At 62.3% G+C, this 15,030-nt stretch carries 12 protein-coding genes; 9 read left to right on the plus strand and 3 right to left on the minus strand.

Annotated features, from left to right (window positions below; translation table 11 throughout):
- The first annotated feature begins 41 nt into the window (after positions 1–41).
- From pnuC to DQ397_RS13070, 9 genes are all read left to right on the plus strand, one after another.
- Positions 42–608, plus strand: a complete 567-nt coding sequence (gene pnuC, locus DQ397_RS13030) for a nicotinamide riboside transporter PnuC (RefSeq protein ID WP_043211861.1) — start codon at positions 42–44, stop codon at positions 606–608.
- Entirely contained in the window at positions 605–1,156 is a 552-nt protein-coding gene (locus tag DQ397_RS13035) for an AAA family ATPase (protein ID WP_043211858.1), read from the plus strand. The genes pnuC and DQ397_RS13035 overlap by 4 nt, the downstream gene beginning before the upstream one ends.
- A gap of 298 nt (positions 1,157–1,454) precedes the next feature.
- Positions 1,455–1,892, plus strand: a complete 438-nt coding sequence (locus DQ397_RS13040; RefSeq protein ID WP_043211856.1) for a hypothetical protein — start codon at positions 1,455–1,457, stop codon at positions 1,890–1,892.
- A gap of 1 nt (position 1,893) precedes the next feature.
- On the plus strand, positions 1,894–2,466 hold the full coding sequence (locus DQ397_RS13045; protein WP_043211853.1) for a hypothetical protein: 573 nt from the start codon (positions 1,894–1,896) through the stop codon (positions 2,464–2,466).
- A 48-nt stretch (positions 2,467–2,514) separates the two neighbouring features.
- A complete protein-coding gene (locus DQ397_RS13050; RefSeq protein ID WP_090342979.1) occupies positions 2,515–4,002 on the plus strand; it encodes a heme utilization protein in 1,488 nt (495 codons plus the stop codon).
- Positions 4,003–4,067: 65 nt separating this feature from the next.
- Positions 4,068–4,748 (plus strand): C39 family peptidase, encoded by a 681-nt coding sequence (locus DQ397_RS13055; RefSeq protein ID WP_043211848.1) that lies wholly within the window; start codon positions 4,068–4,070, stop codon positions 4,746–4,748.
- A 32-nt stretch (positions 4,749–4,780) separates the two neighbouring features.
- Positions 4,781–5,524 (plus strand): hypothetical protein, encoded by a 744-nt coding sequence (locus DQ397_RS13060; RefSeq protein ID WP_043211846.1) that lies wholly within the window; start codon positions 4,781–4,783, stop codon positions 5,522–5,524.
- Between the two features lie 46 nt (positions 5,525–5,570).
- On the plus strand, positions 5,571–6,851 hold the full coding sequence (locus DQ397_RS13065) for a transporter (RefSeq protein WP_043211844.1): 1,281 nt from the start codon (positions 5,571–5,573) through the stop codon (positions 6,849–6,851).
- A gap of 170 nt (positions 6,852–7,021) precedes the next feature.
- A complete protein-coding gene (locus DQ397_RS13070; protein WP_052352470.1) occupies positions 7,022–9,178 on the plus strand; it encodes an LTA synthase family protein in 2,157 nt (718 codons plus the stop codon).
- Positions 9,179–9,258: 80 nt separating this feature from the next.
- On the opposite strand, the gene pgm is transcribed toward DQ397_RS13070, so the two are convergent.
- From pgm to DQ397_RS13085, 3 genes are all read right to left on the minus strand, one after another.
- The gene (pgm, locus tag DQ397_RS13075; RefSeq protein ID WP_043211843.1) at positions 9,259–10,896 is read right to left on the minus strand and encodes a phosphoglucomutase (alpha-D-glucose-1,6-bisphosphate-dependent); all 1,638 of its coding nucleotides are present in this window, start codon (positions 10,894–10,896) and stop codon (positions 9,259–9,261) included.
- Between the two features lie 87 nt (positions 10,897–10,983).
- Positions 10,984–13,245, minus strand: coding sequence for an ATP-dependent DNA helicase (locus DQ397_RS13080; protein WP_043211842.1), 2,262 nt, complete (start codon positions 13,243–13,245; stop codon positions 10,984–10,986).
- Positions 13,242–14,894, minus strand: a complete 1,653-nt coding sequence (locus tag DQ397_RS13085) for a VRR-NUC domain-containing protein (RefSeq protein WP_043211841.1) — start codon at positions 14,892–14,894, stop codon at positions 13,242–13,244. Before DQ397_RS13085 ends, DQ397_RS13080 begins: the two co-directional genes overlap by 4 nt.
- Positions 14,895–15,030: the final 136 nt, after the last annotated feature.

A 15,030-nucleotide genomic window follows, 5' to 3' on the forward strand; every position in this document is an offset into this window, starting at 1 on the left:
CAGGCTACAATCGCGACCTTCCCCACTCCCAAGGATCGCCGATGTCCGGCCTCGAACTCTTCGCCGCCGTGCTCGGCGTCATCGCCGTGTGGCTCACGGTCAAGCAGAACCCGTGGTGCTGGCCGATCGGCTTGGTGATGGTGCTGCTCTACAGCTGGATCTTCTATGAGGTGAAGCTGTATTCCGACATGCTCCTGCAACTGGTCTATGCCGTACTGCAGTTGTACGGCTGGTGGCAATGGACACGCCCGGAGCGTGTCGAGTACGCCCGTCAGGTGTCCAGCCTGGCCACAGGGCCGATGCTTACTGGGCTTGGGGTCGGCCTGCTGGCAAGTCTTGCTCTCGGCGCGGCGATGGCACACTGGACTGACGCCGCCCAGCCCTGGCTGGACGCCGCACTGACGGGGTTCAGCCTGGTGGCGCAGTGGTGGATGGCGCAAAAGCGCCTGCAGTGCTGGGCACTGTGGATGGTTCTGGACGTGATCTTCGTTGGCCTGTTCCTCTACAAAGGCCTGTACCTGACCGCCGCACTCTACGCATTGTTCACCCTGATCGCCGTACGTGGCTGGCTGCAATGGCGGCGCGACCCGGCGCTGGTGGCGGCATGAAAGTCGTGGTGCTGTGCGGCCCGGAGTCCAGCGGCAAGAGCTGGCTCAGTGGGGAGATCCAGGCACATTTCGGTGGCGTGGTCGTCAGCGAATACGTACGCCATTTCATCGACCAGGAACAGCGTGACACCTGCTACGCCGACATCCCGACCATCGCCCAGGGTCAACTGGCCTGGGAGGACCAGGCCCGTCAGCTGACGCCAGAGCTCTTGATCCTCGACACCCATCTGCTCAGCAACATGCTGTGGAGCCATGCCCTGTTCGATGACTGCCCGCCCTGGCTGGAACAGGCCTTGCTTGCACGTCACTATGACCTGCACTTGCTGCTCAGCCCCCAAGGCGTCGGCTGGGTGGACGATGGCCAGCGCAGCCAGCCCGACCTCAATGACCGCCAACGGTTCTTCGACGACAGTCTGGCGTGGCTGGCACGGCATCGCCAAACGGTGCAGATCATCGGCGGAGAATGGCCGCAAAGAAGCGCGGCAGCCCTGAACGCGGTGCAACGCCTGTTAGAAGGCAAATCCCCCACCTGCCCAACCGAGTGTTAAGGACCTGACACACACTCAAGGGCGCCAGTCCCCGAATTCATGGGCTTTTCACCAGTTTTGGGGGTGGTGTAAGGCGCATGAAACACTTGTGAAAAAAGCCTCGTCAAGCAACACCGATGCAGGATCAGGCCACGCGCGAATGGATATCCGTCTCACGGCTGATACAACAAAATCCAAACATCCGTAGCTAGATTCTCCAACGCCTTGATTTAACGGGTAAATCCAAAAACGGCACACCTTCTGCTCTCATCAGGGCAACGCTGACCCAGGCCAGCGCTCAAGAGAAGGAATTGCCGTCGTGAGGACATTCGATAAAGGCCTGATTCACCACCTGCTGGTCGGTTGCGTATTCGGCTCATGCCTCAGCCTGCCCGCCCAAGCCGACAACGGCATCATCGTGATCACCCGCGATGTCCAGCCCCGCATGGCCATCCGTGCTCCTGTGGCCCCAGACCCCAATCCCACCACCGCCAATGCCAACCCGTCTGCGCACATTCTCAGGCAGACCAACGAACTCAGTGACGGTGACTTCGCCAGCATCACCAGCGGTACGGGCATTTCTTCGATGGTGACCCAGCAGACCACGAACCTGGGCGGCGCCATCGGCAACCAGAACCAACTCCCCAACATGGCCGCTGGCCGCGGCACCGGCTCGGGCAACGGCATTTCCAACATGGTCAACTCAAGCGTCCAACGCGGCCTGGCACCGCTGCAGATTCTGACCGGAGGCAAATGAGATGAGGCAGACGCTGTTAATCCTTACCGCGTTTTGCAGTGCATCGGCCTTGGCCCAACCTCCTGTGATCAACGACGCCACCATCGACAATTCCGGCGCGCAGTACCAGGGCAACTTCAGCCTCAACCAGGCAGCGGGCGACCTGCAGCAGCAGGCCAACGCACGGGCCTTCGCCTATGGCCACGAGGCCAGCGCAACCACGCAGATCCGTCAGGGCCTGCAGTCGGTGGTCGATCCCAACATGGGGGCCCGAGCCAGCATCCAGGGTAGCGCCTTCAGCCATGGCAGCGGCGCACTGGGCGTGAACCAGAGCGCAGGCGCCAGTACCCAACAAGCCAACGCACTGCGGATCAGCATCAGTGCGCATCCACAAGCCATCGACGACAGCGTCCTGCTGCAGCAGAACGTTGCGTTGATCAACAGCTCCGATCCAACCGATGCCTCTCCCGGCTATCGCCAGGTCACCACCGGTGACCAGGCCTTCACCGGTAGCCGTGGGGTCATTCAGTTGAATCAGAGCGCCGGGGTGGGAAACCAGACGGCAAACACCCTGAGCGTCCGGGTCGCTAACTGACCCAAACAGGTGGAACAACACTTAACCTAAAAAAGATGGAGAAACACCATGAAACCCTCGATGGCACTCAAGCCTCTGGTTTTCGCAATTGCTGCGGTCATGGCTGTTGCTGCACAAGCGGATCAGAACGATCGGCGTGGACATGGCCACAATGGCCACCACAATCCTCCACCAAAACCTATCTACACCAGCGCCACTGCCAATGCTGAGGACACTCAACGAAGTACCAACAACTTCATCCTCAATGAAGGCACCATCAACGAAGCCGAAATGAGCAGCTCCGCCGGCGGCGCGAGCGGCAACGTCGGGATCAACGTGGCGGCCGGTAACGGCAACCAACAAGATAACGCGGCGGCCATCGCCAACACCGCGTCCGACAACTCCGCGCTCGACAACAGCTTCGTCTTCGGCGAGTCCGTGGCAACCGCCAGCGTCGATCAGCGCAGCAACAACAACACCGTCAAGAACTGGTCCACTCAAAGCTCCGCAGTCATGAGCGGCTCGGCAGACGGCAGCAGCGGCAACGTGGGTATCAACATCGCTGGTGGCGATCTGAATCAGCAAAAAAACACCATGGCCATTGCCAACAACAGTGCGCCAATGGGTAACTCCACCGCCACCGCTACCGCCAACCAGAACGGCCCAGGCCTGACTGTCATCAACAAGGCAGACCGCACCTATCGGGTGGATACGCTGACCTACACCACCTCCAAGAGCGGTTCGTCCTCCAGTAGCGGCACGTTCGATTCCTCCATCGACAAGAGCTCCAGCTCGAGCTTCAGCGAGTCTGGGTCCAACAGCAGCAGTGCCAGCGGCTCCCACAGCAGCAGCGCCAGTGGCTCGAGCAGCATGACTGCCAGTGGCTCCCACAGCAGCAGTGCCAGCGGCTCCAACAACATGGCAGCCAACGGCTCCAACAGCTGGAATGCCAGTGGTTCGCACAACTCGAGCTCCAGCTCCTCGTCGAGTGCTTCGTTGAACGCGTCGCTGGATGCTTCGGCCAGTGCTGACGCCACCAGCACCAGCACGTTCGGTCCATTCGTACGGACTCGTAGCGAAAGCTTCGACGGTTCGCTTAACGCCAACCTCGACGTGAACGTCGACACCTCGCACGACCAGTCGCATGAGTCGGCGTTCGACAAGTCGTTCGATTCGTCGTTCGACAAGTCGTTCAGCTCCTCGTATGACCGCACCCGCGACTCTTCCTACGAGAAAGCTCGCGACTCTTCGTACGACAAGTCGCGCGAATCGGCGTGGGAAAAAGCGAACGCTTCGGCCTACGAGAAAGCCGGCGAAAAAGCCTCGCAATCTTCGGACACCATCTCGAAGAGCTACAGCGAGTCTAGCGAGTACGCGCTGAGCAACACCGTGTCGTTCCAAGTGCTGACCCCGACCGGCTGGGCCAACCCTGTGACCAACACCGCAACCCTCAGTGGTTCGGTCAATGGCGGCAGCGGCAACCTGGGCGTCAACGTGGCAGCCGGTGTGGGCAACCAGCAAAGCAACTCGCTGGCCATCTCCAACACCTCGATGTAACTGCGACCTGGAGGCCCCCTACGGGGGGCCTCTTCCTAACCAGAAATGCAAAGGGGGCGTGGGACATGCGTATTTTCGCCTTGGCGTTGTTGCTGTGCGTGACCAGCGTGGGTGAGGCTGCCCAGATGCCGCTGTCGGTCCTGCCAGGCGGCGCAGTGATCTACAAACCCATCCAAAGCATTCGCGAACGCAAGTTCGCCGACCTGGTGCAACAGAAAACCGACTTCAGTTGCGGCGCCGCGGCGCTGGCGACCATCCTGCGTCAGGCCTACTGGCTGGACGTCGACGAACAACAGATCATCGAGGGCATGCTCGCCCACGCCGACCAGGACCTGGTCCGGGTGCAGGGCTTCTCGATGCTCGACATGAAGCGCTACGTGGAAAGCCTCGGCATGCGCGCCCGCGGCTACCGAGTGGCCCCCGACACCCTGAACAGCATCCGCATTCCGGTGGTCGTGTTGATGGACATCCGGGGCTACAAGCACTTCGTGGTCATGCAGAAGGTCGACAGGGGCTGGGTCTACATCGGCGACCCGGTACTGGGCCACAAACGCTTCACGGTCGAAGATTTCCTTAAGGGCTGGAACGGCATCATCTTCGCCGTCATCGGCCAGGGGTATGACAAGAACAACATCCTGCTCGACCCGCCGCTGCCGCTGAGCGCCAAGAATCGCGTCAGCAATTTCACCCCTGTGCAGGACGCGGAGTTGATGGACTTTGGCTTTATCCAAAGCGACTTCTTCTAAATCAGAATGGGCATGACGCTCCGGGAGCTCCCATGAAGACTTCAACCTGGCTGGTCGCCGCTTGCCTGGCGGCCGCCCTGCCGACCCAAGCCGAGACGTTCAAACCTATCGAGCTCAAGGACCAGGAACTGGCCAACCTGCGAGGTCGGTACGTGATGCCGGGGCGGATCGTCAGCTTCGGCATCGTCATGACCAGCACCTGGCAGAACGCCAACGGCGAGGTGATCGGCGCGACCTCCGCGATGCAGATCCAGCAATCGACCATCAAGCCGCAGTTCTACGTGTCACTGATCAACGAAAAAGGCACCGGTACCTCCCAGCCCAAGAGCAATGGCACAGGCACAGTCACCGGTGGCAGCGGGCTCAACACCACCGAAGGCGTGACCCAGGTGGTGCGGGCCGCCGGTGACTTCAACACCGCCCACAACAATGTCGCCATCAACGTGACCAGGGGCGACAAGGCCCCCAGCGGCACACCCCAGGGGCAGGCCCTTGCCAATGGCTCCACGCTGCTCGGCAGCAACGGCGCGGGAACGCTGAAGGTCTCCTCCTCCGGCAGCGGCGTGCAGATGAACATCGTCGCCAACAACAACCAGGGCAACACCTTCCAACGCATTGGCCAGGGCGGCCTGATGCAGAACACCACGTTGCTCGGCTCAAGCAACCGCGTCAGCAACCTGACCTCGTTCAATGTCGTGCTGCGAGAGGCCCCTGCGGCCGGCTCGATGAACGTCAATCTGGACCAACTTAAAGGCCTCCGTGGTCTTGGATACTGATCTACGCTCAGTCTCATCGAATGCAGTCAGAAGGGACGGCTAACCCATGCACCGTTTGTTGACGCTAAGAGCTATCGTTTGTTTGAGTACCCTGACCCCGGCCACCCTGCTGCAGGCAGCAACCGATCCTCAGGTCGAAGCACTGAAACAGGAGCTGATGGCGCTCAAGGAGCGCTACGAAGCACAACAGAACGCATTGATGGTGCTGGAGCAACGGCTGCGTCAGGTCGAAGAGGCACCACCGGCCCCGGCCCCGCGGCGCCTGACCAAGTCGCCCGCCGAGGGCGTCAAGGGCAGCCAGACCGTCGCCTCCGGCGCGCCTGGCACCACCGGCAGCTCCTACGGGCAATCGCTACAGGACAACTCCGAGCCTGCGCAGAGTGTTTCCAACCTGTATGACGAGGCCAGCGGCTTCTTCGGCGGAGGCAAGTTCAGCTTCGAGACGGGCATCACCTATACCCACTACGACACGCGGGCCCTGACCCTCAACGGGTTCCTGGCGCTGGACTCGATCTTCCTGGGCAACATCAACATCGACCGCATCAAGGCGGACAACTGGACCTTGGACCTGACCGGCCGCTACAACCTGGATCAACGCTGGCAGTTCGACATAAACGTGCCCATTGTCTATCGCGAGTCCACTTACTCCTCCGGTGGTGCTGGCGGCGCCGCCGGGGTCACCTCGGACGATTCGGTAACCCGCGACCCGACCATCGGCGACGTCAACTTCGGCATCGCCTACAAGTTCCTCGACGAGTCGGAAACCTGGCCCGACGCCGTCGCAACCCTGCGGGTGAAGGCCCCGACCGGCAAGGACCCATACGGCATCAAGCTGATCCAGAGCCCGGGCAACGACAACCTGGCGGTGCCCGAGGATCTGCCGACCGGCAATGGTGTCTGGTCGATCTCGCCTGGCATATCGTTGGTCAAGACCTTCGACCCGGCGGTGCTGTTCGCCAGCTTGCAATACACCTACAACATGCAGGACTCGTTCAGCGACATCAGCCCGCAGGTGGGCACAAAGGTCAAAGGCGATGTGAAACTCGGTGATTCGTGGCAGATCGGCGGTGGTATCGCGTTTGCCCTGAACGAAAAGATGAGCATGTCGTTCTCGTTCACCGATCAGTTCTCCAGTAAAAGCAAGATCAAGCCCGATGGCGGCGATTGGCAGTCGATCTCAAACAGCGACTACAACGCCGCGAACTTCAACATCGGCATGACCTTCGCGGCCACCAACAACCTGACCATTGTCCCGAACCTTGCCATCGGCCTGACCGACGATGCACCGGACTTCTCGTTCAGCCTCAAGTTTCCCTATTACTTCTGATGACAGCCGGGGTGCCCAGCACCCCAATGCCATCCTTTATGCAATCTTTTGTAATGAGTCTGCAGGCCGCGCCACGCCTTGCCCTCTGTCCGCAAGCCCTGTCCAGCGCCGAACGCCTGTTATCATGGAGCACACTTGAGTGACTGTTTCATGACAAGAAGGAAGTCTTCGTGAAGAACATACTCGGTCATCCCCGTGCCCGACTGCTCGCCTTGGCAGTCCTGGTGCTGGTGATCCCACTGGGTACAAGGGCCTTGCTCGGCTGGTCCAACCCCTTCGGCTACCTGTCCGATATCGCGGTCGCAAGCCTGTTGGTGCTATTCCTGCATCGTCGCGCCTGGTGGCTGGCGCTGCCCGTACTGCTGATCTGGGGCGCCTTGTTGGTGGCTTCGGCAGAGCTGGTGAGCGCAGTCGGTCGACTACCCAACAGCGCAGACCTCACCTACCTGTTCGATCCGCAGTTCATGGAAAATTCAACCGGCGGCGCCCTGGCCCACGCCTGGCTGCCCTGGCTGTTGCTCGCCGGGTTGCTGGTCTGGTTGATCAGCGCCTGGCGCAGCCGTGGCCTGCGGGGAACGCCCCTGCCGCGCAAGGCCTGGGCCATTCCCGTCGTGCTGCTGGGCGTGCATTGGGCCGGCCAGCATCTGATCCCCTCCGACGCCGACCAATGGCGCCAGTACAACCTACCCCACCAGCTATTGACCGCCGCAGTGGGCAACGTGCAGCGCGCCACCTCCAGCGCCTTGGGCAACGAGCAACCCGTGCCCGTGCTGCCCATCGCCGGCCTGACCCAGTCGGACCTCAACGGGCGCAAGCTGCTGGACGCGCCGGGCAAGGCCCGCAACGTGCTGGTGATTGCCCTGGAAGGCATCCCTGGCGCCTATGTACGGGCCAACCGTCAAGCCCTGCACAGCCATTTTGACGAAGAGCTCATGCCCAACCTCAGCCGCTGGGCGGAGCGAGGCATGAACACGCCCGATTATGTCCTGCATACCCACCAGACGATCCGCGGCCTGTACGCCCTGCTCTGCGGCGATTACGACAAGCTCGCCAACGGCACGCCCAAAGGCATGGAGCTGCTGACCCAGGACCTGCGCAACCAGGCATGCCTGCCGGCGCAGCTGCGCCAGGCCGGCTTCAGCACCCATTACCTGCAAGGTGCTGGCCTGCGCTTCATGGCCAAGGACCGGATCATGCCGCACATCGGCTTCGGGTCAGTGCATGGCCAGGAGTGGTTCACCAACAAGAACTACCTGCATTTCCCTTGGGGCAAGGACGATCGCGCCTTCTTCGAAGGTGCCCAGAAGTACGTCGCCAAGCTGCGCAAGCAAAAGCAGCCCTGGATGCTCACCCTGCTGACCGTCGGCACCCATCAGCCCTATTCAGCGCCGGAGCGCTACCTGCAGCGCTACGAGACCGCCAAGCAGGCGGCAGTGGCCTACCTGGATGATGCCCTGGGCGCTTTCCTCGACAACCTCGAGCGCCAGGGCGTGCTCAAGGACACCCTGGTGGTCATCACCTCCGATGAGTCCCACGGTATCGATGGCGTACGCCTGGCCTCTTCATGGGGGTTCAATCTGACGTTGGCACCGGAACAGGCCCAACTGCCGCGCCTCAAGCAAGGCACCTACGGCCATGTGGACCTCGCCACGTCCCTGCTCGACTACTTCGCCTTGCCCATCCCGGCCGCCTTGAGCGGACGCTCGCTGTTCCGCGATTACGACACGGGGCGCGAAATGATCTCCTACACCAACGGCATGCTGCGCTATCACGACGGTCACGGCACCCTGACCGAGTGCGACTTCCAGGAGCGTTGCCGCCGTTACGCAAGCCAAGGTTTCATTGCCGACCATGCCCAGTACCTGGGCCGGGGCAACGAGATCGCAGGCCAGCAGCTCACTGCCCTGGCCAACACGCTGGACCAATCGCTGCTGCAAACCCCGCTCAATCTGCGCTACCAGTTTGGTGGCCCGGCAGCCATCACCCTGCACAAGCGCATCCGCGATGACTGGGCCGACAACCTCATCGGTGCTCAGTACCTGGAAATGCCCCAGGGCACCCATACCCGTGTACGCGTGAAGGTGCGCTCGCTCGACCCGAAACACGACGCCTACATCCAACTCAAGGCCAAGGAATTCGAGCAGGATGTGCCGTTGGGATTGCCCGAGGAAATCATCGTTACAGCCGATCAGCCGCTGGAGCTGGAATTCGGTTTCGACAACCCGTCGGTGCGAAAGGCGTTTTCGTTCCACCTGTTGGGTTATGGCGGGGGCAAGGTCGAGGTCAGTGACTTCAGTGTGGTCACCGGCTTTGCCGGTGGCGGTTGAATCACCTCCAAGACGCCCCCACCCCGTCGGTGGGAGCAGTCTCAGATCGTGATGGGGCTGCTGGACAGCCCCGCTGTCCATCAGGCGATTGCCGAATCCACCAACACCTGCGCTTCCTGCACCAGGCGCTGAAGGTGCGCTTCATCGATGAAGCTCTCAGCGTAGATCTTGTAGATGTCTTCGGTACCGGACGGCCGCGCTGCAAACCAACCGTTGGCCGTCATCACCTTCAGACCGCCAATGGCCTGGCCATTGCCTGGCGCATGGCTGAGGATCTGTTCGATCGGCTCGCCGGCGAGCTCGGTGGAGGTCACCTGCTCGGGCGCCAGCTTGCTCAACAGTGCCTTCTGCCGGGCATCGGCCTTGGCTTCCACACGCGTCGCGTACGGCTTGCCCAAGGCCTCGGTCAAGTCGGCATAGGCCTGGCTTGGATTACGGCCGGTACGGGCGGTCATTTCCGCAGCCAGCAACGCCGGAATCAGACCATCCTTGTCGGTGGCCCAGACCGTGCCGTCCTTGCGCAGGAACGAAGCACCGGCACTCTCCTCACCACCAAAGCCGAGCGAACCGTCGAACAACCCCTGGGCAAAGAACTTGAAGCCCACCGGCACTTCGTACAGCTCACGGCCCAAACGAGCGGTCACGCGGTCGATCAGGCCGCTGCTGACGACAGTCTTGCCCACCGCCGCATCGCTGCGCCACAGCGGGCGATGACGGAACAGGTAATCGATGGCCACGGCCAGGTAATTGTTCGGTTGCAGCAAGCCATCGGGAGTGACGATGCCATGGCGGTCGTGGTCCGGGTCGCAGGCGAAGGCCACGTCGAAGCGCTCGCGCAGACCGATCAGGCCTTGCATGGCATGGGGCGAAGAGGGGTCCATGCGGATCTGGCCATCCCAGTCGACGGTCATGAAACGGAACGTTGGGTCGACCTCGGTGTTGACCACGTCCAGATCCAGACGGTAGTGCTCGGCGATCGCCTGCCAATAGCGCACCCCTGCCCCGCCTAGCGGGTCGACACCCAGGCGCAGCTTGGCAGCGCGGATGACGTCGAAGTCGATGACGTTCTCAAGATCCGCCACATAGCGGCCTACATAGTCGTAACGCTGAGTGGTGGCGGCCTGCAGGGCCTGGGCATGGTCCATGCGCTTGACGCCGGCAAGACCTGCGGCCAACAGTTCGTTGGCCTTGGCTTCGATCCACTTGGTCACGTCGCTGTCGGCCGGGCCGCCATTGGGCGGGTTGTACTTGAAACCACCGCTTTGCGGCGGGTTGTGCGACGGCGTGATGACCACGCCATCGGCAAGACCCTGCTGGCGGCCACGGTTATGGCAGAGAATGGCATGGGACACGGCCGGAGTCGGTGTGTACTCATCGTCCTTGGACAGCATCACCTGCACGCCGTTGGCGGCGAGTACTTCCAGGGCGCTGGCTGCGGCCGGAGCCGACAGCGCATGGGTATCGGCGCCGACGAACAACGGGCCATCGATGCCTTTTTCCTGGCGATACAGGCAGATGGCCTGTGTGATGGCCAGTACGTGATCTTCATTGAAGCTCAGTTCCAGCGACGTGCCCCGGTGCCCTGAGGTGCCGAAGGCCACACGCTGAGCCGCCACCGCGGCATCGGGACGTCCGGTGTAGTAGGCGGTGAGCAGGCGGGGGATATCGACCAGCACGCTGGCCGGAGCCGGCTTGCCTGCCAAAGGACTGAGCGTCATGCAAGAACCTCGAGTTCAACAGGATGTTGGTGTTGGAACACGCAGTGTACTGGGAGTTGCAACGCCGTGCGATGGGGCCTGCGCGGTTTATTCGCCACCGGTCTGCCACCAGGCCGGGAACATCTGCTGCACCCGTGGTTCGGCGAAGCGTTCGTCGATCAACAGCAGCACCCCACGGTCCTGATCGCCTCGAATGACCCTGCCTGCTGCCTGGATCACCTTGCGCACGCCAGGGTAGAGATAGGCGTAGTCGAAGCCCGCGCCGAACTGGCGCCCCAGGCGCTGCTTGAACTGCTCGTTGACCGGGTTGACCTGGGGTAGCCCCAGGGTGGCGACGAACGCACCGATCAAACGACTGCCAGGCAGGTCGACTCCCTCGCCGAAGGCACCGCCCAGCACGGCAAAACCGACACCTTTGCCGTCGGGCACGAAACGCTTCAGAAACGCCTCCCGCGCGCCTTCGTCCATGCCTGGCGCCTGCTCCCACCGAGGGATTGCCGGATAACGTTCGGCCAGCAAGGTGGCCACCTGCCCTAGATATTCGAAGCTGCTGAAGAACGCCAGGTAATTGCCCGGCCGGGCGCGGTACTGCTCGGCGATCAGTTCGACGATCGGTTCCAGCGACGCCTGGCGCTCCCGGTAGCGGGTGGACACCTCGCTGACGATGCGCACCGCCAGTTGTTCGGCGCGAAACGGTGCCGCCACCTCCAGCCAGGCCGTGTCGGTCGGCATACCCAGCAGGTCGGCGTAGTAATGCCGTGGGCTTAAGGTGGCAGAGAACAGCGTGACGCTACGCGCCGCCTGCATGCGCGGCCCCAGCAGCCGCGCCGGCACCACGTTGCGCAGACATAAGGTCGACAAGCGACGCTTGCGCGGGCCCGTGCGCAATGTCACGTCGAATATGAAGTGATCGTCGAACAGCTCAGCGACCCGGGTGAACTGCAGGGCCTGGAAGAAGAACTGCAACAGCGCCGGGTCGACCTCGCCAGGCGCCTGCTCCAGACGTTCCTGGATCAGGCCGATGCACTGCGCAAGCGTGCGCAGAAAGTCTTCAGGCAGCCGATCGAGCGTCTGATAAGGGGCTTGTTGCGCCTTGTACAGGGCGTTCCACTGCCGGTTCAAACGCTCGAGGGCACTGCCCACGCCAGGGGGTTTGCTCTGGCGCAGGCTGGCCAACTGGCCTTGGTCCAAGCTTGCGCTGTACATCCCCCGCCCCCGCTCGACCAGGTTGTGCGCCTCGTCCACCAGCACCGCCACACGCCACTGGTTGGCTTGGGTCAGGGCATGCAGCAAGGCGTGGGCGTCGAAATAATAGTTGTAGTCGGCCACCAGCACATCGGCCCAACGCGCCATTTCCTGCCCCAGGTAATAAGGACAAACTTGGTGCGCCAACGCCACCTCGCGGAGCACCGCCTTGTCGAGCAGCGGCCGGCGCGCCGCCTCCTCGCGCGCTGCATGCAGCCGGTCGTAGAAGCCTCGGGCCAACGGACAGGACTCGCCGTGACAGGCGTTTGCGGGGTATTCGCAGGCTTTGTCCCGCGCGATCAGTTCCAGAGTGCGCAAAGCCGGCTGCGGGGTGGCATCGGTGATCTGGCGCAAGGCATCCAGCGCCAGGGCCCGGCCTGGAGTCTTGGCGGTCAGGAAGAACACTTTGTCCAGTTGCTGGGGTGCCATGGCCTTGAGCAATGGGAACAAAGTCCCTAGGGTCTTGCCGATGCCCGTGCTGGCCTGGGCCATCAGACAGCGGCCAGTGCTCACCGCCTTGTACAGCGTCTCGGCCAACTGGCGCTGGCCTTGGCGAAATTGCGGGTAGGGAAACCCCAAAGCCTTGAGATCCCTGTCACGTTCTACCAGGCGCTGCTGCTGGACTTCGGCCCAGACCAGAAATCGCTGGCACTGGCCCTCGAAAAAGCGTTGCAGGTCCGAGGCGCTGTGCTCCTCGCTGATCAGTGTCTGGCGGTCGCTGTCCACGTCCAGGTAGACCAACGCGACGTCGATCGTCTCCAGCCCCCGGGCCTGGCACAGCAGCCAGGCATAGACCTTGGCCTGCGCCCAGTGCAACTGACGATGGTTGTGCGGCTGACGGGCAAGGTCGCCGCGGTGGGTCTTGATCTCTTCCAGACGATTGCGCACCGGGTCATATCCATCGGCTCGGCCACGCACGCACAAGCTCTGGTATTGGCCTTGCAGCGTTACCTCCGCCTCGTAGTCTGCGCCGCGCCGCGCCACAACCCGACGATGACCGGCGATCCCTTCCTGGGCCGTGGGCGATGGCGTGAAGCGCAGGTCCAAGTCGCCTACCTTAGCGCTGAACTCGCACAACGCACGGACTGCCACGGTGTAGGTCATGTCGGCGTCTCGGTCCAGCGTACATGGCACACCGCCACCGGCAAGTCGTGCTCACGGCAGAAAGCGAGCCAACGCAACTGGTTGTCTTGCAGTCGGTCGCCAGGCCCCTTGACCTCGATCATGCGGTAACGGCCTTCGGCAGGCCAGAACTGGATCAGGTCAGGCATGCCCGCGCGATTGCTGCGGATGTCCTGCAAAAGACGGATGAAACACTGTTTGAGGTGAGCCGCCGGTATGCACGCCAGGGCTTGCTCGAGCAGCTCGGGAGTGAGCATCGGCCAGAATACGAACGGGGATTGCAGCCCATGCTTGGCGGTGAAACAGTCGCGCATGGCCTGACGGTAGCTGCCATCGTCGAGCCGACTCAGGCAGTCCTGGAACAACGCCGCGCGTCGTTGCTGGAAGTCGCTGTCGTGCAGGTCCTGGGGGCCGGCCTGGAAGGGGTGGAAGAACGCGCCTGGTACCGGGGCGAAGATTGCCTCCCAGCACAAAAGACCGAACAGGCTGTTGAACAGGGTGTTCTCGACGTAGTGACAGGTGCTTTCGCCCTCAGCCAGGTGCAGGCGTACCGCCTCTTCGACACCAAGGGCGGAACGTTCGATCGGTAGCTGCAACTCGATCAACGCCAGGTCCGCCGGGCGGCGGCGCGCTTGCGGCGGACCACCGAGCTTGCGCGCCAGGCGTGGCAACATGCGCGCCAACGCTTGTTGTTCCTGCGCATTGGCAGGCGAGGCGGCCAACTCCAGCGCCAGTGCCTGCGCCCGGTCCCACTGCTCACTGCGCTCCAGCACCCGCACCTGGCGTACACGCGCTTCGGGATGATCACTGCGGGCATAGACCACCAAGGCCTGGTCCCAGTCCCTCCGGCGCTCGCACTGCTGACCGATGCTGTACATCAATCGCCCGCGTCGCCGTACCAACCACGGGTTGTCGCTGTGCAGTCCCTCCAGGGTGGCCAGCAGCGAGTCGGCGTCCTCCCCTTGCTCCAGCCGGTCGGCGCACTGGTGCAACGCCATGGCCAGGTCGATCTCCGTGCGCTGGCGCAAGACGCGTGAATCGACACTCAGCGGCACTTGCTCATAACGCAGCAAACCCAGATCGGCGAGCACGAACTCCGACCAGTCCTGATAAAGATTGCCGAAAAACAACAGGCGCAAGCGATCACATAATGGCTGCAGGCGCCAATGGATGATACGTATCGGAGATTGCGCAAACCACTCAGTCAACGTGCGGGGCGCCAGCGCCAAAGGCTGCAACTGCGCAAGCAGTTCGCCTTTGGCGGCCCGTGGCTTGCTCAGGTGTGCGGCAAAGCATTGGGCCAGCTCCTGTTTGCGCAGCACATCGAACAATTGCTCCAGGGTCAGGACGGCGTCGTCGCTGACCCACCCCAACGCCAGCAGTGGTTGCAATGCCGATGAGCAATCACCGATTTCGGCGTAGTCGAGCCTGTCAATGCGAAACAGTTCGCCCTTGCGCATGACCATTCGAACCATCAAGGCTTGGGCAGGCTCGGGCAACCGCTCGAACGCCTGTAGAAAGCAGTGCTCGACCTCATCGAGCAGATCGGCGTAGCGCTGCTCGACCCAGGCCAGGACCTGCCGGAAGTTATGCAGGTAATAAAGAGGGTCGTCGACGGAATGGGCAATCACGGTGCGCGTTCAGGTATGGGAACAGGCACTGGTTATACATACAGACCCCAAGCACTGGCAAGTGCTACAGGTCGCCTCGCTGGTGAGCTTAGGGTCTTAAAAAATGTATCCGCACCCGCCCCTACTGCGTTGAAAC

Origin of the sequence: Pseudomonas sp. CK-NBRI-02, assembly GCF_008124495.1 — a bacterium.
Taxonomy (GTDB): domain Bacteria; phylum Pseudomonadota; class Gammaproteobacteria; order Pseudomonadales; family Pseudomonadaceae; genus Aquipseudomonas; species Aquipseudomonas guariconensis.

Coding starts and splice junctions, on each gene's coding strand:
- pnuC (WP_043211861.1), top strand. CDS start 42: ATGTCCGGCCTCGAACTCTTCGCCGCCGTGCTCGGCGTCATCGCCGTG.
- DQ397_RS13035 (WP_043211858.1), top strand. CDS start 605: ATGAAAGTCGTGGTGCTGTGCGGCCCGGAGTCCAGCGGCAAGAGCTGG.
- DQ397_RS13045 (WP_043211853.1), top strand. CDS start 1,894: ATGAGGCAGACGCTGTTAATCCTTACCGCGTTTTGCAGTGCATCGGCC.
- DQ397_RS13050 (WP_090342979.1), top strand. CDS start 2,515: ATGAAACCCTCGATGGCACTCAAGCCTCTGGTTTTCGCAATTGCTGCG.
- DQ397_RS13055 (WP_043211848.1), top strand. CDS start 4,068: ATGCGTATTTTCGCCTTGGCGTTGTTGCTGTGCGTGACCAGCGTGGGT.
- DQ397_RS13060 (WP_043211846.1), top strand. CDS start 4,781: ATGAAGACTTCAACCTGGCTGGTCGCCGCTTGCCTGGCGGCCGCCCTG.
- DQ397_RS13065 (WP_043211844.1), top strand. CDS start 5,571: ATGCACCGTTTGTTGACGCTAAGAGCTATCGTTTGTTTGAGTACCCTG.
- pgm (WP_043211843.1), bottom strand. CDS start 10,896: ATGACGCTCAGTCCTTTGGCAGGCAAGCCGGCTCCGGCCAGCGTGCTG.
- DQ397_RS13080 (WP_043211842.1), bottom strand. CDS start 13,245: ATGACCTACACCGTGGCAGTCCGTGCGTTGTGCGAGTTCAGCGCTAAG.